The sequence below is a fragment of the Corynebacterium sp. 32222D000AT genome (assembly GCF_053546955.1).
The window spans coordinates 18,823-43,393 of sequence record NZ_JBPPVW010000015.1 but is presented as its reverse complement, the minus strand read 5'-3'; the positions used below and the strand labels follow the sequence as shown (position 1 = coordinate 43,393).

General features: G+C 65.5%; 22 protein-coding genes. 12 read left to right on the top strand and 10 right to left on the bottom strand.

All coding sequences use genetic code 11. The features are described 5' to 3' along the window. Positions 1–13 precede the first annotated feature (13 nt). From ACEE23_RS09225 to ACEE23_RS09215, 3 genes are read left to right on the top strand one after another with little or no spacing between them, the layout of a single operon-like run. Positions 14–505: a DUF2505 domain-containing protein gene (locus ACEE23_RS09225; protein WP_368520436.1), complete on the top strand. Its 492-nt coding sequence runs from the start codon at positions 14–16 to the stop codon at positions 503–505. A gap of 15 nt (positions 506–520) precedes the next feature. Then, positions 521–1,327 carry a class I SAM-dependent methyltransferase gene (locus ACEE23_RS09220; RefSeq protein ID WP_448872111.1) on the top strand — a complete coding sequence of 269 codons (807 nt, stop codon included), beginning with the start codon at positions 521–523 and terminating at the stop codon, positions 1,325–1,327. A gap of 57 nt (positions 1,328–1,384) precedes the next feature. Next, positions 1,385–2,188 (top strand): LmeA family phospholipid-binding protein, encoded by an 804-nt coding sequence (locus tag ACEE23_RS09215; protein WP_368520438.1) that lies wholly within the window; start codon positions 1,385–1,387, stop codon positions 2,186–2,188. On the opposite strand, the gene ACEE23_RS09210 is transcribed toward ACEE23_RS09215, so the two are convergent. The 8 genes from ACEE23_RS09210 to ACEE23_RS09175 form a co-directional block, all read right to left on the bottom strand. Next, positions 2,185–2,748 carry a hypothetical protein gene (locus ACEE23_RS09210; RefSeq protein ID WP_368520439.1) on the bottom strand — a complete coding sequence of 188 codons (564 nt, stop codon included), beginning with the start codon at positions 2,746–2,748 and terminating at the stop codon, positions 2,185–2,187. The genes ACEE23_RS09215 and ACEE23_RS09210 overlap by 4 nt on opposite strands. A 14-nt stretch (positions 2,749–2,762) precedes the next feature. Then, the gene (locus tag ACEE23_RS09205; RefSeq protein WP_371259779.1) at positions 2,763–3,041 is read right to left on the bottom strand and encodes a DUF2516 family protein; all 279 of its coding nucleotides are present in this window, start codon (positions 3,039–3,041) and stop codon (positions 2,763–2,765) included. Between the two features lie 36 nt (positions 3,042–3,077). Next, positions 3,078–3,578: a CGLAU_01105 family protein gene (locus ACEE23_RS09200; RefSeq protein ID WP_368520440.1), complete on the bottom strand. Its 501-nt coding sequence runs from the start codon at positions 3,576–3,578 to the stop codon at positions 3,078–3,080. A 131-nt stretch (positions 3,579–3,709) separates the two neighbouring features. Continuing rightward, positions 3,710–4,999, bottom strand: a complete 1,290-nt coding sequence (locus tag ACEE23_RS09195) for a DUF445 domain-containing protein (RefSeq protein ID WP_368520593.1) — start codon at positions 4,997–4,999, stop codon at positions 3,710–3,712. Between the two features lie 249 nt (positions 5,000–5,248). Then, positions 5,249–5,623: a hypothetical protein gene (locus tag ACEE23_RS09190; RefSeq protein ID WP_368520441.1), complete on the bottom strand. Its 375-nt coding sequence runs from the start codon at positions 5,621–5,623 to the stop codon at positions 5,249–5,251. Positions 5,624–5,680: 57 nt separating this feature from the next. Continuing rightward, positions 5,681–6,430 carry a succinate dehydrogenase/fumarate reductase iron-sulfur subunit gene (locus ACEE23_RS09185; RefSeq protein ID WP_290224417.1) on the bottom strand — a complete coding sequence of 250 codons (750 nt, stop codon included), beginning with the start codon at positions 6,428–6,430 and terminating at the stop codon, positions 5,681–5,683. Beyond that, complete coding sequence (locus tag ACEE23_RS09180) at positions 6,430–8,445, bottom strand: fumarate reductase/succinate dehydrogenase flavoprotein subunit (protein WP_368521560.1); 2,016 nt, start codon at positions 8,443–8,445, stop codon at positions 6,430–6,432. Before ACEE23_RS09180 ends, ACEE23_RS09185 begins: the two co-directional genes overlap by 1 nt. A gap of 30 nt (positions 8,446–8,475) precedes the next feature. Continuing rightward, positions 8,476–9,231: a succinate dehydrogenase cytochrome b subunit gene (locus ACEE23_RS09175; RefSeq protein WP_368521559.1), complete on the bottom strand. Its 756-nt coding sequence runs from the start codon at positions 9,229–9,231 to the stop codon at positions 8,476–8,478. 423 nt (positions 9,232–9,654) lie between these two features. On the opposite strand from ACEE23_RS09175, the gene ramB reads away from it, so the two are divergent. Continuing rightward, entirely contained in the window at positions 9,655–11,064 is a 1,410-nt protein-coding gene (gene ramB, locus ACEE23_RS09170) for an acetate metabolism transcriptional regulator RamB (RefSeq protein WP_368521558.1), read from the top strand. 14 nt (positions 11,065–11,078) lie between these two features. Here the strand turns inward: ramB and ACEE23_RS09165 are convergent, their stop codons facing one another. Together ACEE23_RS09165 and lpdA are read right to left on the bottom strand one after the other, a co-directional pair. Further along, on the bottom strand, positions 11,079–11,954 hold the full coding sequence (locus ACEE23_RS09165) for a MetQ/NlpA family ABC transporter substrate-binding protein (RefSeq protein ID WP_368521557.1): 876 nt from the start codon (positions 11,952–11,954) through the stop codon (positions 11,079–11,081). A gap of 182 nt (positions 11,955–12,136) precedes the next feature. Continuing rightward, positions 12,137–13,549 (bottom strand): dihydrolipoyl dehydrogenase, encoded by a 1,413-nt coding sequence (lpdA, locus tag ACEE23_RS09160; RefSeq protein WP_368521556.1) that lies wholly within the window; start codon positions 13,547–13,549, stop codon positions 12,137–12,139. Positions 13,550–14,126: 577 nt separating this feature from the next. Here lpdA and ACEE23_RS09155 point away from each other — a divergent pair. From ACEE23_RS09155 to ACEE23_RS09120, 8 genes are all read left to right on the top strand, one after another. Continuing rightward, positions 14,127–15,506, top strand: a complete 1,380-nt coding sequence (locus ACEE23_RS09155) for an alpha/beta hydrolase-fold protein (protein ID WP_368520446.1) — start codon at positions 14,127–14,129, stop codon at positions 15,504–15,506. A gap of 35 nt (positions 15,507–15,541) precedes the next feature. Beyond that, positions 15,542–16,621, top strand: a complete 1,080-nt coding sequence (locus ACEE23_RS09150; protein ID WP_368520447.1) for an alpha/beta hydrolase — start codon at positions 15,542–15,544, stop codon at positions 16,619–16,621. An 86-nt stretch (positions 16,622–16,707) separates the two neighbouring features. Continuing rightward, positions 16,708–18,102, top strand: a complete 1,395-nt coding sequence (locus tag ACEE23_RS09145) for a M1 family metallopeptidase (RefSeq protein ID WP_368521555.1) — start codon at positions 16,708–16,710, stop codon at positions 18,100–18,102. A 237-nt stretch (positions 18,103–18,339) separates the two neighbouring features. Continuing rightward, complete coding sequence (locus tag ACEE23_RS09140) at positions 18,340–19,890, top strand: HNH endonuclease signature motif containing protein (RefSeq protein ID WP_368520449.1); 1,551 nt, start codon at positions 18,340–18,342, stop codon at positions 19,888–19,890. Between the two features lie 320 nt (positions 19,891–20,210). Further along, positions 20,211–21,209 (top strand): dTDP-glucose 4,6-dehydratase, encoded by a 999-nt coding sequence (gene rfbB, locus ACEE23_RS09135; protein ID WP_368520594.1) that lies wholly within the window; start codon positions 20,211–20,213, stop codon positions 21,207–21,209. Between the two features lie 92 nt (positions 21,210–21,301). Beyond that, on the top strand, positions 21,302–22,672 hold the full coding sequence (gene rfbD, locus ACEE23_RS09130; RefSeq protein WP_368521554.1) for a dTDP-4-dehydrorhamnose reductase: 1,371 nt from the start codon (positions 21,302–21,304) through the stop codon (positions 22,670–22,672). 11 nt (positions 22,673–22,683) lie between these two features. Beyond that, a complete protein-coding gene (gene rfbA, locus ACEE23_RS09125) occupies positions 22,684–23,547 on the top strand; it encodes a glucose-1-phosphate thymidylyltransferase RfbA (RefSeq protein ID WP_368521553.1) in 864 nt (287 codons plus the stop codon). Between the two features lie 113 nt (positions 23,548–23,660). Then, on the top strand, positions 23,661–24,518 hold the full coding sequence (locus ACEE23_RS09120) for a DsbA family protein (protein ID WP_368521567.1): 858 nt from the start codon (positions 23,661–23,663) through the stop codon (positions 24,516–24,518). Positions 24,519–24,571 lie beyond the last annotated feature (53 nt).

Genomic DNA, 24,571 nt, shown 5'->3' with positions numbered 1-24,571 from the left:
TAGTCTGTATACCATGTCAACTCGTAGCGAAAACACCGTGACTATCAATCAGCCCATCGAGAAGGTGCACGAAGCTCTGCGTACCGAGGCTTACTGGGAGTACGTGGTAGCCAACCTGTCGCCGGATCCGGGCCAGGTGCACGACTTCACCAACGACACCGCGATCCTGTACGAGATCCTGCCGACCACCCTGCTGCCGGAGGCCGTGCGCGCCATGGTTTCCCAGGACCTGAAGGTCAAGCGCGTGTTCACCACCTCTGACCTGGACGGCAACGCGGCCGATGCCAACTACACCGCCGACGTCAAGGGCACCCCGGTGGACTTCAAGGGCGAGATCAAGCTGACCGGCGAGGGCGAGACCACCACCCTGGCCTACACCAACGAGATCTCCGTCAACATCCCGATGATGGGTGCTGCCATCGAGCCCAAGGTGGGCGAGGCTCTCGAGGAGCTGTTCAACAACGAGGGCGCCCTGACCGACAAGTGGATCACCGACAACCTCTAAACGCTTGCTCCTTAAATGGCCGACCACGCGCATAACCTGAAGGCTAACCCCAGCGCGGGTCGGCCTTTTGGCGTCATTACCCGCGGCACCACCGCGGTCAACCGACTGCGGCGCTGCGACCGGTGGATGCACGCCCACCCGGACATCGCCTCGCTGCTGCGCAGCCACCCGGTCCCGCACGCCATCGACGTCGGCTACGGTGCCTCCCACACCACCACCGTGGAATGGGCGCGCTGGCTGCGCCGGATCAACCCGCACACGCGGGTCACGGGGCTGGAGGTCAACCCGGAGCGGGTCCTGCCGCCGCGCGACGGCGTGGAATTCGAGCTCGGCGGCTTCGAGCTGGCCGGCTACCGCCCGCACCTGGTGCGCGCCTTCAACGTGCTGCGCCAGTACGACGTCGACCAGGTTCCGGAGGCCTGGGAGACGGTCTGCGCGCGGCTGGCCCCGGGCGGGGTCTTCGTGGAGGGCACCTGCGACGAGCTGGGCCGCCGCGCCACCTGGATCCTGCTGGACGCTGCCGGCCCGCAGACGCTGACCCTGGCGTGGGATCCCTTCGACGTGGAGCGGCCCTCCCAGCTCGCCGAGCGCCTGCCGAAGGCGCTCATCCACCGCAACGTGCCGGGCGAGGGCATCTACGAGCTGCTTTCGGCCGCGGATCGCGCCTGGGATCACTGCGCCGGCTGGGCGCCGCACGGCCCGCGCGTGCGCTGGCGGATGGCCCAGGCCCTGCTTCGCGATGCCGGCCTGCCCATCGCGCCCTCCCGCCGCCGGCTGCGCGACAACCAGCTGACCGTGGACTGGGAATTCGTCGCCCCCTAGGGCGATTTTTGCGCCCCGCATTGCCGAAGCCCACCGTTATGGGCGAAACTGGTGTGCATGGCTCAAAAGAAATCTGCCGCATCGACGGCTTGGAAGATCATCGTCGGGGTGCTCGTCGCCCTCCTGGTTCTCGTCCTCGTGGCCGAGTTCGGCCTGCGCTGGGTCGTCGGCGACAGGATGAAGACGCAGCTGCGCGAGAACGCCGAGGCCGACGGCGTGGTGATGCAGGAAGATCCTTCCGTGAACTTCGGCGCCAGCCCGCTGGTCATCGGCGTGCTCAGCGGCACCATCGGGCAGATCAACATGGACGTGCCCTCCACGCTGGACATCTCGGACGCGGGCATCAAGGGCCAGCCCGCCGCGCAGCTCGAGGTCACCGACCTGGAGATGAACTCCGAGACCGCCGGGCACCTGGTGGCCACCACCACCCTGCCCGACGAGTTCCTGCTCAAGACCTTCCAAGACAGCCTGCGCGAGCAGTCCGGCCTGGACATGCTGGGCGATATCGTGGTCACCGACATCACCTCCAAGGACGCCGAGAACGTCCTCGAGGTGCAGCTGGGCGGCGGGCTGGCCACCCTGTCGCTGACCCCGCACGCCGCCGACGGCAACCTGAAGATCGAGGCCACCAAGTCCACCCTCTTCGGCATGGAGCTGCCCGCGGAGGTCACCCAGCAGATCACCCAGTCGCTCTCCGACGGCCTGTCCGATCAGATGGCCGGCAACGCGCTAGCCATCGAGGACGTGCAGGTCCAGGAGGGCACGCTGAAGATCACCGTGGCCGGGGATAACGTCAAGCTCTCCGAGGCGCAGAACGCCGCCGGCGGGGCCGCCAACGAGCAGGAACAGCAGCCGGCCTAAGGCGCGGCGATGGCCACGCGGCCGGCGGCCAGCGCGTCTACCTGCTGCGCGGTATCCAAGGGGGCATCCGCCCAGTAGACCTGCTCGAGGCGGGTCGTCTCTGACCCCTCCTGGTCGCCGCGGGTGATGGCGCGCTGGTAGCCGGCCTTCTCGGCCGTCTCGAGCACCGTGTCGAGCACGGTAGCGTCGGCGGCGGCATCGGCAGCCGGGAGGATGACGCCCAGCACGACCGGGTCGGGGCAGGCCTCACGGACCGTGACCAGATCGGTGAGCAGGGCGTTGGGGTCGTTCAAGGTGGCATCGACTGCCACCCAGATTTCGGCGGCGCCGTTCTGGACCGCCAGGCGGGCCTCCGTGGCCTTAATGAGGCTGTGGTGCCTACCGGTGGGAAAGCCCGCGACGGCCGCCACGTGGCCGGCGGCGGCCTGCGGCAGGTGGTGCGGGCTCAGCAGCACGGGGCCGGCGGATTCCCGCAGGGCGCGCTCCACCTGCGGCCGGGACGCGCGGGTCAGATCGCGGAAGACCCGCTGGGCGAGCCACTCGGCATCGTTGAGCGACATAGCGGCACTAAAGCCTAGTAGCGGTAGTCGCCGTTGATGAGGGCGCGCAGCTGCGGGCGCACGTCGAACCAGTAGACGCCCACGCAGACCGCCGCGATCCACTTCAGGAAGGGCAGGTTCAGCAGCAGTGCCAGGGCCGAGCCGGCCATGATCGCAACCCACGTCATCTTGGACTGGCGGTCCCCGGCCGTGAACGCGTCCTCCCGGGTGTTGGCGGCCATCACGGCGCCCACGATGGCGGCGATGGCCACGCCCCAGAACAGCACCATCTCGATCGCGGTCAGTACGAAAATAACGGGATTATCGAGAAAGAACACTAGCTGTTAAACCTACTTCTCTTGGTTGTCCTCAGTGGAGATTACCTCTCCATCGATGATATCTTGCGTCGGATCTGCCACCGAATCCGCGCCCTTGGCGTGCTTGCCGGCGCCTTCCTGCTCGGTGGTCGCACCGTTGGCGCGGCGGCGCTCCTGGGCGGTGTTGACGGCCTCGTTCACGCCGTCCTTGGTGGCGTTGTAGGCTTGGCCGAAGTTGTCCTTGGCGGCGTTGAAGGACTCGGAGTCCTTGGTGCTCTCCACCGCGCGGCGCAGGGATCCGCCGTAGTCCTTCGCGGCGGCCTTCGCCTTGTCCACCAGGGAGGCGTCCTCGCCGACCTCCGGCTTATCGGTTACGTGGCTGCTGCGGTCCTCGCGGAAGCGGTCCGTGAAGTCCTTCGCCACGCCCAGGGCGGAGGCGCCGGCCTCCTTGATCGAGCCCCAGGATCCCTTCAGGGAATCCGCGATGGACTTGTCGTTGTTTCCGTTGTTCGGCTGCTGCGTGTGCTCGGCCATGGTTTTCTCCTCGGGGAAATACTTTCGTTCGGTTCTTTAGGTCGTGCCGGTATGGGATTTTTAAAAACTGGTCGTGCAGGCGGATTCGGCGCCGCGGAGAGAGCCCAGTGGGAAGTCCCAGAACACCGTCCCTAAACGCCAAATATGAGGTGATTAACAGTGTAGATGACCAAGCCGGCCAGCGCACCGACAATGGTGCCGTTCAGGCGGATGAACTGCAGATCCTTGCCCACCATGAGCTCAATCTTTTCGGAGGCTTCCTCCGCGTCCCAGCGCTCGATGGTCTCGGAGATGATCGAGGTGACCTCGCCGGAGTAGTTGTCCGCCAGGAAGGCCGCGGTGCCGTTGATGCGGCGGTCCAGGCTGGCGCGCAGCTGCGGGTCCTCGCAGATATTGGTGCCCCACTGCAGGCACAGGTCCCGGATCTTCTCGCGCAGCATCGAGTCCGGGTCTTCGGCCTGCGCGATGATAGCGGCCGCCGACTCGCGCCAGATGGCCTGCGGGGCGCGCTGCATGCGCTCCGAGCCCATCAGGTCCACCTTGAGCTCCTCCACGCGGCGGATAATGCCCGGGTCGTGCTGCAGGTCGTCGGCGAACTTGTCCAGGTTGCGGCGGATGGACTGGCGAGCCGGGTGGTTCTTGTCCGCCTTGACCTCGTCGGCGAACTGGACCAGCTCCCGGTAGACCTTCTCACCTACCAGCGAGCGCGCAAAGCGCGGCGCCCACTGCGGCATGCGCTCGTCGATGAGCCGCACGACGGGCTCTTCCATCTGGCCGACCTTGGCGTGGGCGTAGTCGATGAGCTCGTCGACGACGGGTTCGACCTTACCGTCGGCGATAAGCCCTTCCAGCAGCCGCCCAGCCGGCGGGCCCCACTCGGGCTCGGCCAGCCGGTCCAGGATCTGGGACTGGATGAGCGCCTCGGCGTCCTTCGGGTCCAGCGCGCGGACGGCGTTGGCCGTCAGCTTGCCCGCCTCCCGGGAGACCTTCGCGGCATTTTCCTCCTGGGACAGCCAGCGGCCCAGCTTGTCCGGCAGCTGCGCCTGGGAGACCTTGTCCGTGATCAGCTCGGCGTTGAGGAAGTTCTCCCCGACGAACTCCGACAGGGCCTCGCCCACCTGGTCCTTCTTGCGCGGGATGAGCGCCGTGTGCGGGATGGGAATGCCCATCGGGTGCCTAAACAGCGCCGTGACGGCGAACCAGTCCGCCAGTCCGCCTACCATGCCGGCCTCCGCGGCCGCGCGCACGTAGCCGACCCACACCGGCGCGCCCCCGGGCTGGTTCTGCCACCACGAGCACGCGAAGAAGATGATGGCCGCCAGGCCCAGCAGCGCGGTGACGAAAATCTTGTGGTTCCGCAGCGTGCGGCGCCGCTCCTGCTCCACCTCCGGCGACGGCCCCGGCACGGGGCGGCTAGCGATGCCACCGGTGCTGGCTTCTACCGCCTGGCCGTCGAGGCTAGCCCCCTCGTAGCTAGCAACAGTGCTGTGCTTGCCCAACGTGAATACTCCTTAACCGCCGCGCAGTGTGTTTTCTCTTCACCATTCTGCCTCATGTGGGGCCCGGCGCCGGGGTGCTGGGCCGGGCGAGGTGGCATCGTTAAGCCCTTTAGGGCAAGAAAAAACCGCACCCACAGGCAGCGGGTACGGCTTGTGTCCTTGGCGTTTGGCCTAGTTAACGCGACCAGTTTCCTTGCGGTACTGGTGGTAGTAGCGGCGCCCGAACTTCACGGAGACGATGGCCGCGATGGTGATGATGACGGCCAGGACCACACCGATGATGATGGTGGTGTCCACGTGCGCCTCGGAGGCGGTGCCGTTCGGGAACAGATAAATGCCAAGGCCCCAGGTGATGATGCCGATGGCCGGCAGGATGCCCATGATGAGGCCCATGCCCACCCAGGTGGAGGTGCGCAGCAGCGAAGAGTGCGGTGCGGCGAACGACATGGGCTCGTAGCCCTCGATGTAGTTGTCCTGGATCTTGCCGGAAAACTCCGGGTAGGTCTCGCTCGCGTGATCCGCGATTGCCTGGGAATGAGTGCTCATAGGGATGAACTTTCTGCCGGAATCGGTTGTTACTGGTGTTTCTCTACTGACTATAGTCTAGTCGTCCTTGCCGCGGAAAGCAGCACGGGCACGTTCGCGGGTGACCGCAGAGACCGCGGTCAGCGGAACGCCGGCCGGGCAGACGTCGGCGCACTCGCCGTACAGCGAGCAGTGGCCGAAGTTCTGCTCTAGGTCGTCGACCATGTTGCGGGCGCGACGACCGCGCTCTTCCTTGCCCAGCGGCATCAGCGACAGGTGCACCAGCTTGGCGCCGGTGAACAGGTGGGCTGCGCCGTTCGGGCAGGCCGCCACGCAGGCACCGCAGCCGATGCAGGCCGCGTGGTCCAGCGAGTACTCGGCGGTCTCGTGGTTGATGTGCATGGTGTCGGCGTCCGGGGCGGTGCCGGCGTCCATGGAGACGTAGCCACCCTGCTCCATCACGTGATCGAGGGCGCTGCGGTCGACCACCATGTCCTTGATGACCGGGTAGGCCGCGGAGCGGAAGGGCTCGATCTTCAGGGTGTCGCCGTCGTTGAACTGGAACAGGCGCTGCTGGCAAGCCGGGGTGTTCTGGCCCGGGCCGTGCGGGCGGCCGTTAACAGTCAGACCACAGGTGCCGCAGATGCCCTCGCGGCAGTCGGAAGCGAACGCGAACGGCTCTTCGCCGCGCTCGATGATTCCGTCGTTGACGTGGTCCAGCAGCTCCAGGATGGACATCTGCTCTTCAGCGTCGTCGACCTGGACCGTCTCAAACTTGCCTTCTTGGGTCGGTCCGGCCTGACGCCAGATCTCAAGTGTCAGTTTCATTACTTGTAGTTCCTTGTCATCAGCGGGATCGAATCAAAGTACAGGGGCTCGGCGTGGCGGATGAACTCGTGCTCACCTTCGCCCGCCTCCCAAGCGGAGACGAAGCACCAGTGCTCGTCGTCGCGCTCGGCCTCGCCGTCCTCGGACAGGTGATCGTCGCGGAAGTGCGCGCCACAGGACTCGTCGCGGTCCAGGGCGTCGATGCACATCAGCTCACCCAGGTCCAAGTAGTCGGCCACGCGGGCGCCGTACTCGAGCACCTGGTTCATGTCCTCGGCGGAGCCCGGGATCCGGACGTTGGCCCAGAACTCGGCGCGCAGCTCGCGGATCTTGCCGATGGTGGTCTTCAGATCCTCGACGTTACGGGACACGCCGCAGCCCCAGTAGAGGAGCTCGCCCAGCTTGCGGTGGTAGTAGGCCGGGCCGTGCGGGTCGTTGCCGCGGACGTTCATCAGGCGGTCGATGCGGCCCTTCGCGCGCTCCAGGGCGTGCTGTGCGGCCTCGGAGTCCTCGGCCAGCTTGTCCTCACCGAGGTGGTTGGCCAGGTAGTTCGGGATGGTGAACGGCAGGGTGAACCAGCCATCCACGGAAGCCGACAGCAGCGAGTTAGCGCCCAGGCGGTTAGCGCCGTGGTAGGTCCAGGAGCACTCACCGGCGGCGAACAGGCCGTCGATGGAGGTCATCTCGTTGAAGTCGCTCCACAGGCCACCCATGGTGAAGTGGCAGGTCGGGGCGATGCGCATCGGGGTCTCGTAGGCGTCCTCGCCGATGGCTTCCTTGTACATCTCGATCAGGTTCGAGTAGCGCTCGCGGATCTTGTCCTTGCCGAGGCGCTCGATGGCGTCGCGGAAGTCCAGGTAGACCGAGTTCTTCAGCGGGCCCACGCCGAGGCCGGCGTTAATCTGCTGGGAGATGGCGCGGGAGGCCACGTCACGCGGGACCAGGTTGCCGAAGGCCGGGTAGCGGCGCTCCAGGAAGTAGTCGCGCTCCTCCTCCGGGATGGAGTTCGGGTCGCGGTCATCACCTTCGGTCTTCGGGGACCAGATGCGGCCGTCGTTACGCAGCGACTCGGACATCAGGATGGTCTTCGACTGCCACTCGGAGTTGACCGGCAGGCCCGTCGGGTGGAACTGGATGAACGACGGGGAGGCCAGGTAGGCGCCCTGCTCGTAAGCGCGCATCATGGCGCCGGCGTTCGAGTTCTTCGCCAGGGTGGACATGTGGAAGACGTTGCCGTAGCCACCGGTACCCAGGATGACGGCGTGGCCGGTGAAGGCCTTCAGCTCGCCGGTAATCAGGTTACGGGTGACGATGCCGCCGGCGCGCTTGGTGCCGTTGTCATCGTAGGTGATGATGTCCTGCAGATCGTGGTGGGAGAACAGCTCCACGTTGCCCAGGCCGATCTGGCGGTACAGCGCCGAGGTGGTCGACAGCTGCAGCTGCTGACCCGTTTGGCCACGGGTGTAGTAGGTACGGGAGACCTGCACACCACCGAAGGAACGGGTGGCCAGGGTGCCGCCGTACTCACGGGCGAACGGGGCGCCGATGGCGTTCATGTGGTCGATGACGCGGCCGGACTCGGAGGCCAGGCGCCAACAGTCGGACTCGCGGCAGCGGTAGTCGCCGCCCTTCACGGTGTCCTTGGTGTGGCGGTAAGCCGAGTCGTTGTCGACCTTCTTGGAGCGCGAAGAGTTCACGCCGCCCTGGGCCGCGATGGAGTGTGCACGGCGCGGGGAGTCGTGGTAGGTGAAGACCTTCACGTTGTAGCCGAGCTCGCCGAGGGAGGCCGCAGCGGCGCCGGCGGACAGGCCGGTGCCGACCACGAGGACCTCGAATTTGCGGCGGTTCAGCGGGGAGACCAGCTGCATGTGGTCCTTCTGGTAGCTCCACATGTCCTTCATCGGGACGCCGTGGGGCTCGTTCGACTCCAGGATCTTGCCGGGGCGCACGCCCTCGACGATGGACTCTGGGTGCGAGAAGTCCGGGTGCTCTCGCTTCAGTTCGGTTTTAGTCATGGGTTCAAATATTCCTATCAGTCCTAGTTACTAACTGACGAAGCCAAAGGCGACGGACAGGGGCATAACGATGTTGCCAATGCAGACGATGGCCGGAATCAGGTAGGCCAGCACCAGGAAGGTCTGACGCCACTTGTAGCCGGTGATACCCAGGTCAGACGCAGCCAGCTTGATGCCGTGGGTCAGGTGCAGGAACAGGCAGCACATGGCCAGCACGTAGAAGATGGTCACGGGCCAGCGGCTGAAGGTAGCAATCATGTTGGCCTTGACGGCGCCGTGGACGAAGGCGTCCGGAGCGGCCGGGGCCACGCCCATGGTCAGGTCCAGCAGGTGGAAGATGAGGAACAGCAGCAGCACGATGCCGGTGACCAGCATGGACTTGGTAGCGAAAGAGTCCAGGCCGCCCATCAGGTTGGAGCGGCGGAAGCTGCCGCGCGAAGCCTTGGAGCGCGAGTGCAGCGCGATGGCACCGTAGATGTGGCCGACCAGGGCAACCAGGAGCACGATGCGGATGATCCACAGGGCCGTGCCGTGCGGCAGCAGCGGCTCACCCAGGGAGCGCAGGAACTCGCCGTAGACGTCCAGGGCTTCCTCGCCGCCATGGGCGGGCATGTACAGCTTCAGGTTGCCGGCCATGTGGCCGACGACGAACAAAGCGAACAAGAGACCGCTGACCGCCATGATGAGCTTGAGAACCCACGACGGGACGCCGGGGGTCTGGCGGATCGGTTCTTCACTGATACGACCGTGAGCGATTGCCTCACGGTCAGGTTTCTTCAAAGTCATGACACCTCCATAGTCAACCTAGACTTTACGCAGGATATGGGCCCTTCTCCTAGTTATGAGCTGGCCTAAAGGACCGGAGGCAAATTTTGCCTTGCTCGAAATTCCCCAGCTTTAGGTAAGGGTGTCCAAATCTGCGTTTTAGGAAATGGGGCGCCACCTTGGCAACTCGCAATTAGAAAACACGTGTGTTGTGTAATTATTTTGACATTTGTGAGGTTGGTCACCCGGCGCGTTAATGGTGAATGACTTACCCCAATTGGTGTCATACTTTCGCAGGTATCGCCCCCGGATCGGGCGTTTTTCAAAACCGGACGTTCGTACCTTTTATCCCCTAAGCACTACTTTCACACCACCGCTAAGAACCTTCACACAAAATTTGCTAAAACACTGTTATAGGGGCATCAGGGAGGTAATCTAACCGTCATGACGAAGACTTACGTGGGCTCCCGGCTGCGGCAGCTGCGACGCGAAAGAGACCTCAGCCAGGCCTCCCTGGCGTCCACCCTGGGCCTGTCTGCTAGCTACGTGAACCAGATCGAGCACGACGTGCGCCCCCTGACGGTGCCCGTCCTGCTGCGCATCACCGAGGTCTTCGGCGTAGACGCCACGTTCTTCTCCCGCGATGACGACTCCCGGCTGCTCGCCGAAATCCAGGACGTCATCCAGGACAAGGAGCTCTGCCCCTCCCCCGTGGAGCTGCAGGAGCTGTCCGAGCTGGTCTACAACCACCCCACCGTCGCGCGCACGCTCGTGGACATGCACCGGCGCTACCGCAACGTCCGCGACAAGCTCTCCCTGGCCACGGACTCGCGCCGCGTCACGGACTCGGCGCAAGCGCTATCGATGCCCCACGACGAGGTCCGCGACTTCTTCTACGCCCGCCAGAACTACCTCGACGGCCTCGACCACCACGCCGAGGACCTGGCCGGCGAGTTGGGCGTCGAGCCCTTCCACATCCGCGACACCGAGCAGGCCCTGGCCGACCGGCTGCGCTCCAAGCACAACCTGGAGATCAAGACCGTCGGCCAGCTCGACGGCACCCTCCACCGGCTCGACCGGGAGGCCGGCACCCTGCTGCTGGCCAGCCGCCTGACCGAGGGCCAGCGCGCCTTCCGCATGGCCACGGAGCTGGGATTCCTGGAGGCCGGCGATCTCATCACGGACGCCGCCGACGAGGAGCCGTTTACCTCCCAGGCCTCGCGCCGGTTGGCGCTGCGCGGCATCGCTAGCTATTTCGCGGCCGCGACCGTGCTGCCCTACGGCTTAATCCACGCGGAGGCCGAAAAGTCCGGCTACGATGTGGAGTTTTTGTGCCAGTCCTTCGGCGTGGGCTACGAGACGGTCGCCTCCCGGCTGTCCACCCTGCAGCGCGACAACCAGCGCGGCATTCCTTTTACCTTCGTGCGCGTGGACCGCGCGGGCAACATGTCCAAGCGGCAGTCCGCCACCGGAGTGCACTTTTCCAATTCCGGCGGCACCTGCCCGCTGTGGAATATCTACGAGACCTTCTCCCGGCCCGGCACCATCTCCCGGCAGCTGGCGCAGATGCCGGACGGCCGCAACTACCTGTGGGTGGCCCGGACCGTCCAGTACCTGCAGGGCCGCTACGGCGACACCAACAAGATGTTCGCCATCGGGCTCGGCTGCGAGGCCCGGCACGCCGACCGCACCGTCTACGCCGCCGGCCTCGACTTATCCGACATGTCCAGCGCCACCCCGATCGGCGCCGGCTGCCGCATCTGCCCCCGCAGCAACTGCGCCCAACGGGCGTTCCCGCCCATCCACGAGGCGCTGGACATCGACACGCACCGCTCGGCGGTGGCGCCGTACTAAGCGGGTGGGTGCGGCTATTCCGCCTCGAGCTCGTCCATGACGCGCTGCAGGACCTCGTCCATCTCCTCCGAGGAGCGCTGGACCTGGACGGAGGTACCCTGGGAGTCCTCGTCGACGGCGGCCTGGACCTTCGGGTCGTGCCACAGCTGCGCCAGCTCGCGGTAGACCTCGTTGTCCTTGTCCTCGGCGCGCACAACGAAGGCGTTGATGTACGGCGCGGCCTCGTCGGAAGCCGGATCGTCCTGGGCCACGGCGGTGGTCGGGTCGATGCCGGCGCGCTCCAGGAAGGAGTTGTTGATGACGGCCGGGGTGCCCTCGCCCCACGCGGAGGTGGTCTGGGCGGCATCGACGGTGGTGACCTTGACCTTGGACTTGGCCTCGTCGACGTCGGCCGGCGTCGGCGAGAGGCTACCCTCGACGGTCAGCTCGACCAGGCCCGCGGCGGCCAGCACGTTGAGCGCACGGCCCTGGTTGGACGGGTCGTTCGGGATGGCCACCGTCTCGCCCTCGATGCCATCCAGGGAGTCGTGGTCCTTCCAGAACAGCGCGAGCGGCACGATCTCCGTGGAGACAATCGGCACGAGATCCTCGGCGTTGCCCACGTTGTACTCCGCCAGGAAGCGCAGGGTCTGGAAGTTGTTGATGTCGTTCTGGCTCTGCGCCAGCGCGACGTTCGGGGTGGCGTAGTCCTCGAAGTTCTCGACCTCGATGTTGAAGCCGTTCTCCTCGGCTACCTCCTCGAAGGCGGTCCAGGCCTTCTTCGCAGCATCGGTGGTGCCGACGACGATCTTCTGGTCCTTGCCCTCCCCGTCGGAGCTAGAGCAGGCCGCCAGCCCGGTGCTGGCGACGGCCACGGCGGTGGCGGTAGCGATAATGCGGCGAAGCTTCATGCGTTTGTCCTTTGCGTTATTCGGCGCGCCCGGCCTGGGCACGCCCATGAACTAAGCGGTCTAGTGCAGCCTAGCAAAATTCGAACCGCTCGGTCTATAAAACGCAAAAATTCCCTCCCCCAACGGGTGGGGCAGGGAATCCGGATAGGCGCCTAAGGAAGGCTCCTTAGAGGTTGATCATGTTAGAGGTTGATCATGTGGCCGCCGATGCCCTCGGCAGCTTCCTTCATCGCCTCCGACAGGGTCGGGTGCGTGTGGATGTTGCGGCCGATTTCCTCGGTGGTCAGGTCGAAGCGCTGGGCCAGGGTCAGCTCCGGCAGGAGCTCCGAGACGTTGGCGCCGACCATGTGGCCGCCCAGCAGCTCGCCGAACTCGGCGTCAGCAACCAGCTTGACGAAGCCGGCGGTCTCGTTCAGGCCCGCGGCCTTGCCGTTCGCGGAGAACGGGAAGCTGGCGACCTTGATCTCGCGGTCCGGGAACTTCTCCTTCGCGGCCTCCTCGGTGTAGCCGAAGGAAGCAACCTGCGGGTTACAGAAGGTCGCGCGCGGCATCATCTGGTAGTCGCCCAGCTCCTGGGTCTCGGCGCCGGCGATGGTCTCGGCGGCCACCACGCCCTGCGCCTCGGCCACGTGGGCCAGCTGCAGCTTGGCGGTGACGTCGCCGATGGCGTAGATGCCGTCGACGTTGGTGCGCATGCGCTCATCGATGGCGATGGCGCCGCGGTCGGTGAGCTCGACACCGGTGTTTTCCAGGCCGTAGCCCTCGGTGCGCGGGGCGAAGCCGATGGAGACCATGCAGCGATCGACGGTCAGGGTCTCGGTCTTCTCGCCGTCCTTGGACTCGATCTCGACGGTCACGTCGTCGCCGTTGTCCTTGATGGAGGTGGTCTTGTAACCGGTCTTCAGGGTCACGCCCAGCTTCTTGTACTGCTTGGCGATCTCCTTGGAGGCGTCCTTGTCCTCGTTCGGCAGGACGCGGTCCATGAATTCCACGATGGTCACGTCCACGCCGTAGTTGGCCAGGACGTAAGCGAACTCCATGCCGATGGCGCCGGCGCCCACGATGACCATGGACTCGGGAGCGTCTTCCTTGAGGATTTGCTCCTCGAAGGAGACGATGTTGCCCCCGATCTCAACGCCCGGCAGGGACTTAACGGCGGATCCGGTGGCGATGATGCAGTCGTCGAAGGTGAGGGTCTTGCCCTTGTCGTCACCTTCGGTGATCTCAATCGTCTTGGCGTCCTTAAAGGAACCCAGGCCGTTGACCTCGGTGATCTTGTTCTTCTTCATCAGATAGTGCACGCCCTTGACGATGCCCGAAGAAACCTTGCGGGAACGCTTGTGGGCTGCCCCATAATCGAAGGAGACCTCACCGGAGATACCAAAGTCCTTGGCCTCGTGGTTGAAGGTGTGGGCCACCTCGGCATTCTTCAGCAGCGCCTTGGAGGGGATGCAGCCGACATTGAGGCAGATACCGCCCCAGTACTGCTTCTCCACCACGGCTACCTTCTTGTCGAGCTGGGCTGCGCGGATGGCGGCGACGTAGCCGCCAGGGCCCGCGCCGAGTACTACAACGTCATAATGTTCATTAGTCACGTCTTACAGGATACGTAACTTTGGCCACGCTGTCTGCCAAAGGGGCAAACAAAGCGCGGCAACCGGGGGCTGGCCAGCCTTTCGGCCGGGGATCTTGCCTTTAGAACATCCCCAGGGCCAGAGCGATGGTCGACGAGGTGGAGGAACCGGCATGGACGAGGCCGCCCAGGAATTCGTTGATCTGAACCAAGATGGTGTCGAAAGCGTTCATTTTTAAAACCCTTCTGTAAACGGTGGAGAGACAGCGCGAACGCGGTTAAGCGGTGCGGTTATTCTAACGAAGAATTCCCAGCTCGCGTTACGTCGGCGGGGAACTTCCGGGCGGCTAGCCGGCATCGACAGCCGGAAACCCCCTAGATTATGACACACCTTTCACTTGCACACCACCTGTTTCATGTCCGGCTGCTAAGCTATATTCGCACTGTGAGCGACAGTTGTTTGTTTTAGGCTGGGTTTTGCTGAAAAATTTCAGCTGACGGACAGCTGCTAACAACTTTGTTTGCGCCTACGATAACCAGTCAGGAAACTCTCTCTACCCTTTGCGAAAAGGGCCCCTCTCTCAGGAAGCGTTAACCTTATGAAGATTATTCGCCCGCTGGTTGGCACCACCGCCGCCACCGCCCTTGCCCTTGGCCTTTGCGTCTCCCCGGCCCTGGCTGACGAGCCGGCCGTCGAAAGCCCGGCCATCGATAGCCCGGCCGCTGCTCCGGAGGCTGGTGATTCGGAGGCTGTTGACTCGGAGGCTGTTGCCGACCTGGAAGAGCCGGCCGAGGATCCGGCAATTGACGACGCCATCCTGGGCGACGAGAACGCTCCCGAGTCCGCGCAGTCCGACGCCGCTGCCGAGGAAGCAGAGACCGCGGCCGGCGAGTCCGTCATCACGGAGATCGACCTGGCGCAGGAGACCGCCCCGGCATGGTCCACCAACGCCGAGGGCAAGCGCGTCATCAGCCCGTCCAAGATGGCCAGCGGTAAGCAGTGGATGGCCTATGCCCAGGCCAGCTCCTTCAACCGCGAGCACGTCAAGGCCTTCAACGCCACCTCGCCGGCTATGGGCGGGCGCGAAATCCCGCTGGCGGTCATCACCCCGGACGGCAACTTCGACCAGGCCCGCCCGACCCTGTACCTGCTCAACGGCGCCGGCGGCGCGGACCAAGACATGGAGTGGATCAAGCAGACCTACCGCAAGGATGTCGACCCGACCAAGGAAGGCACCCAGGACATGGTGGACTTCTACGTCGACAAGGGCATCAACGTGGTCATCCCGCAGGCCGGCGCCTTCTCCTACTACTTCGACTGGCAGAAGGACCCCAACAGCAAGTACCTGAAGGGCCCGCAGAAGTGGGAGACCTTCCTGACCCAGGAGCTGCCGGGCGCACTGGAGCAGACCATCAACGGTAACGGCAAGCGCGGCATCGCCGGCATGTCCATGTCCGCGACCTCCGCGCTGGTGCTCGCCCAGCAGCACCCGGACCTCTACGACGCGGTCGGTTCCTTCTCCGGCTGCGCCGCCACCTCGACGGTGCTGCCGCACCAGTTCGTCGGCCTGACCGTCAACCGCGGCGGCGCCACCCCGGAGCAGATCTGGGGCGCCCGCGGCTCCGCCGAGAACCGCCGCTACGACGGCCTCGCCAACGCTGAGAAGCTCCGCGGCCACGAGATCTACGTGTCCGCCAACTCCGGCCTGGTGGGCAAGGAAGACACCGTCTCCCACCTGATGAACCAGGGCGCTGACCTGTCGACCGCGCTGGCCGGGTCCTCCACCCTCACCATCGAGGGCGGCGTCATCGAGGCGGCCATGAACGCCTGCACCCACGACCTGAAGGCCAAGATGGACTCCCTGTCCATCCCGGCGGACTGGAACTTCCGCAACACCGGTACCCACTCCTGGCCGGGCTGGATCAAGGACATCAGCGAGTCCTGGCCGACCTTCGAGCGGGCCTTCGGCGAGAATTAAAGAACTAAGAACATAACCAGAAAGAGAGCGCTAGCATGAAGCGACTGAGTACCCTCCTGGCCACCGCAGCCCTGGCTGCCACGGCCACCGCCGTCCCGGCGGCCACCGCTGCCACCCTGACCCCGGCTGACGTCAACGGCGGCGCCCCAGTCTCAGAGGTTAGCGACCTGCAGGTCACCGACGCCGTCGCGAACTCCAAGTGGTACAAGCAGTACAAGGACGACGACCGGGTACTCAAGCTGCAGGCTAGCTCTCCGGCCATGAATGGCCGCCAGATTCCGCTGGCCGTCATCCCGGCGGGCGAGCCCAACCGCCCCACCATCTACCTGCTCAACGGTGCCGGCAGCGCCGAGCAGGACGCGGACTGGCTGTCCAAGGCCCAGACCGTCGACTTCTACGCCGACAAGAAGGTCAACGTGGTCATCCCGCAGGCCGGCGCCTTCTCCTACTACACCGACTGGGAGCAGACCCCGAACGGCAAGTACCTGCAGGGCCCGCAGAAGTGGGAGACCTTCCTGACCAAGGAGCTGCCGGGCTCGATCGAGTCCCGCCTGCAGGCCAACAACAAGCGCGCCATCGCCGGCATGTCCATGTCCGCGACCTCCTCGCTGCTGCTGGCCCAGCACAACCAGGGTTTCTACGACGCCGTCGGCTCCTTCGCCGGCTGCGCCGCCACCGCTTACCCGATGGAATACGAGTTCCTGCGCCTGACCGTCAACCGGGGCGGCGGCCAGCCGGAGCAGATGTGGGGCCGCCAGGGCTCCGCGAACAACCGCTACAACGACGCCCTGATGAACTCGGAGAAGCTGCGCGGCACCAAGCTCTACATCTCCTCCGGTTCCGGCCTAGCCGATGAGACCGCCATGCCGAGCTACCTGCAGTCCAAGGGCGCCAGCCAGGCTGAGGCCGCCGTCGGCTCCGCCATCAACCAGGTCGAGGGCGGCGTCATCGAGGCCGGCGTCAACCACTGCACCCACAACCTCAAGGCCAAGCTGGACTCCCAGAAGATCCCGGCTACCTACAACTTCCGCAACGCCGGCGTCCACAACTGGACCGGCTGGCGCGAGGACCTGGAGAAGTCCTGGGCCACCTTCTGGCAGGCCTTCTACAACTAACGCTGCGTTCTAAGCGCGGGCCTTAACGCCGGTTCTCGGACTGGCTCCTGGGGCTTTCTGCAAGGGCGGTAGACTTAGCATCTATCATGATGCTTTCTTCTACCGCCCTTTCTGCTGTTGCTGGTTCTAGTGCCGGGGTTGCCTCTAACGCCACCCGGGACCCGTACACCAAGGTTGACTACAACCTGGGCTTTCGGGTGCGCCACTACCAGCTGGAGCTGGACTACAAGGTCGAGCCCAACCTGCTGTCTGCGCAGGCCACGCTGACCATCGAGGTGGGCGAGGAAGACCTGAACGCCCTGCAGCTCGACCTAGGCCCCGCGATGGCGGTGCGCCGCGTTAGCTGCCCCGGGGGCCCGCGGGTGGCCCGCTTTAAGACCTCGGGCGGCAAGCTGCGAATTTCGTTCGCGGAGCCGGTGGCATCGGGGGCAGAAATCACGCTGGCCATCCGCTACGGCGGCAACCCGCGGCCCATCGCCAGCCCCTGGGGTGAAATCGGTTGGGAGGAAACCGAATCCGGTTCCCTGGTCGCCAGCCAGCCCAACGGGGCGCCGAGCTGGTTCCCGTGCGACGATCACCCGAGCCAGAAGGCCACCTTCGACCTCGCCATCACGGCCGACGATCCCTTCACCATCGTCGCCAACGGCACGCTGGTCGACAAGGCCACGGCGGGGTCGTCGCGGACGGCGTGGCACTACCGCATCGATAAGCCCATGGCGACCTACCTGGCGACGGTGCAGGTGGGCGAGTTCAGCGAGTTCCGCCTAGGCCCCAACACCGTGGCGTACGCGCCCGCCGACCTGCGTGAACAGGTGACCGAGGAATTCGGCCGCCAGCAGGAGATGCTCGATTTCCTGGCCGAGACCTTCGGGCCGTACCCCTTCCCCGACTACCGCGTGGTCGTGACCGAAGACGAGCTGGAAATCCCGCTGGAGGCGCAGGGCATTTCCATCTTTGGCTCCAACCACGTGCGCGGCGACCACGCCTTCGAGCGGCTCATCTTCCACGAGCTTTCCCACCAGTGGTTCGGCAACGCCGTGGGCCTTAGCCGCTGGCAGGACATCTGGCTCAACGAGGGTTTCGCCTGCTACTGCGAATGGCTCTGGGGCGAGCACACCGGCCAGGCCAGGGCCCACGATGCCGCCCACTCCCACTACTCGGTCCTCTCCCGCAAGCCCCACGACCTCCTGCTGGGCGACCCCGGCACCCGCGACATGTTCGATGACCGCGTCTACAAGCGCGGCGCCCTGTTCGTCCACTCCCTGCGGCGCCTGCTTGGCGATGCCACCTTCTTCCCCCTCGTCCGCTCCTACCTCGCCGATAACCAGCACGGAAACGTGGTTGCGCAGGACTTCTGGGAGGCTCTGACGGGGGCTGTAGAAGACGCAGAAGAGGGCGCTTCCGGTGTTTCTGTTGCGGACGTGGAGGGCCTCTGGAACCAATGGCTGAACGAGCGGGAGTTGCCGCGGTTCCCGGAGTAGTTGGTGCTGGGTTGGCTTGGTTGGCTGGGTTGGCTTGGTTGGCTGGGTTGGCTGGGTTGGCTTGGTTCGCGGCCTAATTTAGTTTCGGCTTAAACTAAGCCAGCTCTGGCGAACAGGGACTTTAGAAAATTCGAACATATTTTCTTTTTTGCTGTTGACACGGGCTTTTTCGTCGGTATACTAGAACACGTAAGCGAACAAAGGTTCTATACGACGGTTCCTTAGGGGGTGACCGCCATGACTGACCAGCACGACGAAATCCTAGCAACGCTCAAAGAAATCTCTGGCTCCATGGAGCGGTTACGCTCCCTGATGAAGAAACCCGAAGACCTGTCCTTTGGACGCCTTCACCGCGGCTTCGAGGCCTTCGAATACGCCTTCAACAACAAGACCGTCATCGATGCCGCCTTCGCCTTCCTCGCCGAGCGCGACGACGCCGGCCGCCAGGTCGGCTCATCCAAGGCCATCGACTACCTCATGGCACGCCTCGGCCTGGATTTTGCCACCGCCCGGGAGCGTCTCGAGACCGGCCGCGATCTGTTCAGCCCTCTCGAGGAGGCCGCGCCCGCCCCGGAACCGACTCCCCTGCCCGACGACGCCCAGGCTGTCAGCGATGAGGAGCGCGCCCGCCAGCAGGCCGCCGACGCGGAAGCGCAGCGCCGCGCACAGGCGGAAAAGGAAGCTGAGGAGCGTCGCCGCAAGCGCCTCCTGGAGGACGGCCAAACCACCAGCGCCAAGGTGCTGGCGATGATTGAGTCGGAGCTCAAGCACCTCAATCAGCACGCCACCCCGGGCCGCAAGCAGCTGCGCGAGCAGGCCCTGGAAAAGGCAAAAGATACCTCGCTGCACACGCTGCGGGACTGGCTGCGCAAGCAGATTAAGAACGCCAACCTGGCCGCCCGCACCCCGGAAGGCACCAAGGACAAGGACGCAGCCTACAAGAAGCGCCGGCTATCCCTGTCCAACCCGGACGCCGACGGCGGCGTGCACGTCCGCGGCTACCTGGACCCCGCCACCGCCGCGCTCGTCAAGAGCGCCCTGGCGAACGCCCGCAACGCGGATAACGCCGCTTTGAAGGAAAGCGGGCTGGACCAGGAAGACAAGCGCAGCTTCCAAGAACGCAACGTGGACCACCTGCGCTATATCTGCCGGCGGTACCTATCCTCCAAGGACCAGTCCACCGGTGGTGCGGCGGGCCTTCTGGTCACCCTCACCATGGACGACCTCGAGAACATGACCGGCGACAGCCGCTTCCCCACCACCGCGGGAATCTCGGTCAGCCCGCTCGACCTTCTCCGGATGGGGCTGGCTGAGCACGACTTCCTCTGCGTCCTCGACCCCCACGGCTTCCCGCTCGAGCTAGCGCGCAATAAGCGCACGGCGAGCCTCTGGCAAAAGATTGCCCTGGCCGCCTCCGAGCTGGTGTGCACCCACCCGGACTGCAACCGGGCCTGGATTGACTGCGACGTCCACCACGTCATCGCCTGGGCTTTGGGAGGAGATACCGATATTTCCAACCTCACGCTCCGGTGCCGGCGCCATCACGTGGATAACAACGACTTCCGGGATGGTGCCAACAACATGGGCCACGCCGACAGGTCCCCCGATACCGGGCGCACCGGCCACCGGGCCGGGCCGGGACAACCGCTGCGGTTCAACGAATCGCCCGCGGCCCAGCAATCGTGCGGCCATAAGGTCCGCCACCGCGGGGCACCAACCGCAGGGGCTAGCCCCGGCGCCGAGGATCCCCCGCCAAAGTCGCACAGCCAGGCTCCTTTGTTTAGTTAAGATGTTGTCCCTGTTCACCCTCCCCTGCCAAGGGCACGCCCGTGTGTCCTGGCGGGGATTCACGCGTGCCTGGGCTCTTGAGGCTCCTCGGGGCTGTTCGGAGCTGCCCGGGGCTGCTGAGGACTGTTCGGGGCAGCTTGGGTCCACTGGGCTGCTCGGGGTGGGAGATGGTCGCCGGGGATCTTGGCGGGGATCTAACGGTAAGTGCTGGCAGCGGGAGTTGCCAGCGGGGGGTTGGCTGCGGGAGTTGGCTGCAGAACTTTGGAGCGGGAGATGGCGGTGGCAGGCTCCGCGGGATCCGCTGAAGTAGGATGGTGACCATTATGTCTACGTTGCTCGTGACCGGCGGGGCCGGCTTCATCGGTTCCAATTTCGTCCGGCTGACCCTAGCGGAAACCGACTACTCGGTGGTCGTCCTCGACAAGCTGACCTACGCGGGGAACCGCGCCAGCATCGCCGATCTGGAGGGGGACCGCTGCTCCTTCGTCCAGGGCGACATCGCGGACGTAGAACTGGTTAACCAGGTCATGCGGGACGTTGACGCCGTGGTCCACTTCGCAGCCGAGTCCCACAACGACAACTCCCTGCGCGACCCGTCGCCGTTCATCCAGACCAACCTGGTGGGCACGTTTACCCTGCTTGAAGCCGCCCGCGCCCGCGGGACCCGCTTCCACCACGTTTCTACCGACGAGGTCTTCGGCGATCTGGAGATTGGGGCCGACACGCGCTTTACGGAATCGACGGCGTATCAGCCGTCGTCGCCGTACTCGTCATCGAAGGCGGGATCCGATCACCTGGTGCGCGCCTGGGCGCGGTCCTTCGGCCTGCCCGTGACGGTGTCGAACTGCTCGAACAATTACGGCCCGTACCAGCACATCGAGAAGTTCATCCCCCGCCAGATCACGAATATCCTGTCCGGCCTGCGCCCGAAGCTGTACGGCACCGGGGAGCAGGTGCGCGACTGGATCCACGTCGACGACCACAACCGGGCCGTGATCGACATCCTGGAACGCGGCCGGCTGGGCGAGACCTACAACATCGGCGCCGACCAACCCGACACCAGCAACCTGCAGGTCATGGAAATCATCTGCGACCTCATGGGGGCCGACGGCTTCGACCACGTGGCGGACCGGCCCGGGCACGACCAGCGCTACGCCATGGACGCGACCAAGCTGCGCACCGAACTCGGCTGGACCCCGCGGTTCACGGATCTGCGGGCCGGCCTGGAAGACACCATCGCGTGGTACGCCAACAACCGCGACTGGTGGGAGGCCAGCAAGCAGGACGTCGAGGCCGGCTACGCGCGGCAGGGACAGTAGGATCGGCCAAGGTTTAACAACCAGGTCTAACAACCAGACCCACTACCAGACTCAAAACCAGACCTAGCAGCTAAGAACCACGGAAGGACAGAATGGACATTCGCACCACGGGCATCGAGGGGCTCCTCATTGTGGACTTGGACGTCCACGGGGATGACCGGGGCTGGTTCAAGGAGAACTGGCAGCGGGAGAAGATGGTCGCGGCCGGCCTCCCCGACTTCGCGCCGGTCCAAAACAACGTGTCCTTCAACGCGACCGCCGGGGTGACCCGGGGCCTGCACGCCGAGCCCTGGGACAAGCTGGTCTCCGTCGCCTACGGCAAGGTCTTCGGGGCCTGGTGCGATCTGCGGGAAGGATCCGAGACCTACGGGGAGTTGGTCACCACCGAGATCGGCCCCGACACGGCCGTCTTCGTCCCCCGCGGGGTGGCCAACGGCTTCCAGGCCCTGGAGCCGACCGCCTATTCCTACCTGGTCAACGATCACTGGTCCCCGGAGGCCACCTACCCGGCCGTCAACCTCGACCTGGTGGACTGGCCGCTGGATCCGACCGAGATCTCCGATAAGGACGCGGCCCACCCGCAGCTTTCCGAGGCGACCCCGATGCCCCCGCGCAAGGTCCTGGTCACCGGCGCCGACGGGCAGCTGGGGCGCGCCCTCCGGCGGATCCTGCCCCACGCCGAGTTCGCCACCCGCGCCGATCTCGACATCACCGACCCCCGCCTCGCCGAGGCCCGCCGCTGGCGCGACTATTCCGCGATCATCAACTGCGCCGCCTACAACAACGTCGACGGGGCCGAGCGCGATCGCGCAGGCGCATGGGCCGTCAACGCGGAGGCGGTGGCGCGGCTGGCCGGCATCGCTAGCGCCCACAACCTGACCCTGGTGCACGTCAGCAGCGACTACATCTTCGACGGCACCGAGAAGCTCCACACCGAGCAAGAACCGGTGAGCCCGCTGAGCGTGTATGGGGCATCGAAGGCGGCTGGCGATGCCGCCGCCCAGGCCACCGCCCGCCACTACGTGGTGCGCACCAGCTGGGTCTTCGGCGACGGCAACAACTTCGTCGAGGCCATGCGCGGGCTGGCCCTGCGCGGGGTGGAGCCCGAGGTGGTCGCCGATCAGCGCGGCCGCCCCACCTTCGCCGAGGACCTGGCTAAGGCCATCGCCCACCTGCTGGACTCCGGGGCTGAGTACGGCGTCTACAACGTCACCAACTCGGGCGACACCGTCGGGCGGGACGAGCTGGCGATGTCCACCTTCATCGGCATCGGGCACGATCCGGCCGAGGTCCACCCGACCACCACCGATCACTTCGCCCAGCCCGGCGCGGCCCCGCGCCCGGCCGAGTCGACCCTCGATCTGAGCAAGCTGGAGGCCACCGGCTTCCGGCCCCAGAACTGGCGGGCCGCCCTGGCCCTCTACCTGGCGTTGTACCCGGCCGCCGGGGAAGCGGAAAGCTAGACTTTTAAAGCATGAAAGGCATCATCCTGGCCGGCGGTTCCGGCACGCGGCTCTACCCCATCACCCAGGGGATCTCTAAGCAGCTCATGCCGATCTACGACAAGCCGATGGTCTACTACCCGCTGTCCACCCTGATCCAGGCGGGCATCCGGGAGATCCTCATCATCACCACCCCGGAGGATTCCGCCTCCTTCCAGCGCCTGCTCGGCGACGGATCCCAGCTGGGCCTCATGCTCTCCTACGCGGTCCAGCCCCGGCCGGAGGGCCTGGCGCAGGCCTTCATCATCGGCGAGGAGTTCATCGGCGGCGACGACGTCGCCCTCGTTTTGGGCGACAACATCTTCGACGGTCACGGCTTCAGCAGCGCCCTGCCCGAGTGCCGGTCCCCGCACGGGGGCGTCATCTTCGCCTACGAGGTCTCCGATCCCCAGCGCTACGGCGTGGTGGAGTTCGCCCCGGACGGGCGGGCCATCAGCATCGAGGAGAAGCCGGAACACCCGAAGTCCAGCCACGCCGTCGTCGGCCTGTACTTCTACGACAACCAGGTCTGCGAGATCGCCCGCTCCATTACCCCCTCGGCCCGCGGGGAGCTGGAAATCACCGCCGTCAATGAGGAGTACCTACGCCGCGGGGAGCTCTCGGTCAAGCGCATGCGCCGCGGCGACGTGTGGCTGGACACCGGCACCGTGGATTCGATGAGCGAGGCCTCCGCCTACGTCGAGGTCATCCAGAAGCGCACCGGCACCGTCCTGGGATCGCCCGAGGTGGCCGCCTACCGCGAGGGCTTCATCGACCGCGAACAGCTGCTGCGCCTGGCCGCCGGCCTCGACAAATCGGGCTACGGGGCCTACCTGCGCGCCGCGGCCGAGGACTAGCCGCGCTCCCTCCCGGGCTAGACTGTCCGGTACGCAGGTTTTATTCACGCCGCACCTTAAGAGTTCTTTACGGAGGAGGCCCCGTGCCCGATAGCTCAATGTACGACCAACCCCTGGTGGGCCAGAAGCGCCCCTCCGCCCTCCGCGACGTCCCCGCCCTGGTGTGGGTGCTCACCGCCGTCATCGTGGTGTTGGCCATCGTCATCGGCTTCCTGGTCGCCGACCGCAACGACGCCGACGATGCCGCCAGCAACGGCGGCAACAGCAGCAGCAGCGGGGCGGCCAGCCACAGCCAACCGGCAGACGGCCAATCAGACGAGGCATCCCAGGCCGCTCCGGGCACCAACTTCGAAGAGCCCAACGGCGATCCCAAGCTGTACGGCCCCGCCGGCACCATCTCCTCCAACGAGGACATCGACAAGGTCCACCGCCGGGCCGATAACGATCCCTTCGCCCTCGGCACCCTCGATGCCCCCGTCGTGATCTCCGAGTTCTCCGACTTCGAGTGCCCCTTCTGCTCCCGCTTCCATAACCAGACCGCGCCCGCCCTCATCGCGGATTACGTCGACAAGGGCCTGGTACGCATCGAGTGGAATGACTTCCCGGTCAACGGCCCCCACGCCATCGATGGGGCGAAGGCCGGCCGGGCCGCGGCCGCCCAGGGCAAGTTCACGGAGTTCCAGAAGGCCGCCTTCGCCGCCAGCGCCGACATGGACGGCCACCCCAACTTCGGCATGGACGACTACGTGCGCTTCGCCGAGGAGGCCGGCGTCGAGGACATCGAACGCTTCCGCCAGGAGGCCGGCGACGACACCTACACCCAGGTCGTCGAGGACGCCCGCGATTACGCGGCCAGCCTGGGCATCACCGGCACCCCGTCCTTCGTGGTGGGCAACCAATTCGTCTCCGGCGCCCAGCCCGAGGATGTCTTCCGCCAGGTCATCGAGGAGGAGCTGTCCCGGGGTGCGTAAGGTCCACTGGCTCGTCTGGCTGTTCATCGCCCTGCTGGCCTGCACCGGGTTCT

Excerpts from the sequence above, each read along its gene's own strand:
- ACEE23_RS09225 (WP_368520436.1), top strand. The coding sequence starts at position 14 with ATGTCAACTCGTAGCGAAAACACCGTGACTATCAATCAGCCCATCGAG.
- ACEE23_RS09220 (WP_448872111.1), top strand. The coding sequence starts at position 521 with ATGGCCGACCACGCGCATAACCTGAAGGCTAACCCCAGCGCGGGTCGG.
- ACEE23_RS09215 (WP_368520438.1), top strand. The coding sequence starts at position 1,385 with ATGGCTCAAAAGAAATCTGCCGCATCGACGGCTTGGAAGATCATCGTC.
- ACEE23_RS09210 (WP_368520439.1), bottom strand. The coding sequence starts at position 2,748 with ATGTCGCTCAACGATGCCGAGTGGCTCGCCCAGCGGGTCTTCCGCGAT.
- ACEE23_RS09200 (WP_368520440.1), bottom strand. The coding sequence starts at position 3,578 with ATGGCCGAGCACACGCAGCAGCCGAACAACGGAAACAACGACAAGTCC.
- ACEE23_RS09190 (WP_368520441.1), bottom strand. The coding sequence starts at position 5,623 with ATGAGCACTCATTCCCAGGCAATCGCGGATCACGCGAGCGAGACCTAC.
- ACEE23_RS09185 (WP_290224417.1), bottom strand. The coding sequence starts at position 6,430 with ATGAAACTGACACTTGAGATCTGGCGTCAGGCCGGACCGACCCAAGAA.
- ACEE23_RS09180 (WP_368521560.1), bottom strand. The coding sequence starts at position 8,445 with ATGACTAAAACCGAACTGAAGCGAGAGCACCCGGACTTCTCGCACCCA.
- ACEE23_RS09175 (WP_368521559.1), bottom strand. The coding sequence starts at position 9,231 with ATGACTTTGAAGAAACCTGACCGTGAGGCAATCGCTCACGGTCGTATC.
- ramB (WP_368521558.1), top strand. The coding sequence starts at position 9,655 with ATGACGAAGACTTACGTGGGCTCCCGGCTGCGGCAGCTGCGACGCGAA.
- ACEE23_RS09165 (WP_368521557.1), bottom strand. The coding sequence starts at position 11,954 with ATGAAGCTTCGCCGCATTATCGCTACCGCCACCGCCGTGGCCGTCGCC.
- ACEE23_RS09155 (WP_368520446.1), top strand. The coding sequence starts at position 14,127 with ATGAAGATTATTCGCCCGCTGGTTGGCACCACCGCCGCCACCGCCCTT.
- ACEE23_RS09150 (WP_368520447.1), top strand. The coding sequence starts at position 15,542 with ATGAAGCGACTGAGTACCCTCCTGGCCACCGCAGCCCTGGCTGCCACG.
- ACEE23_RS09145 (WP_368521555.1), top strand. The coding sequence starts at position 16,708 with ATGATGCTTTCTTCTACCGCCCTTTCTGCTGTTGCTGGTTCTAGTGCC.
- ACEE23_RS09140 (WP_368520449.1), top strand. The coding sequence starts at position 18,340 with ATGACTGACCAGCACGACGAAATCCTAGCAACGCTCAAAGAAATCTCT.
- rfbD (WP_368521554.1), top strand. The coding sequence starts at position 21,302 with ATGGACATTCGCACCACGGGCATCGAGGGGCTCCTCATTGTGGACTTG.
- rfbA (WP_368521553.1), top strand. The coding sequence starts at position 22,684 with ATGAAAGGCATCATCCTGGCCGGCGGTTCCGGCACGCGGCTCTACCCC.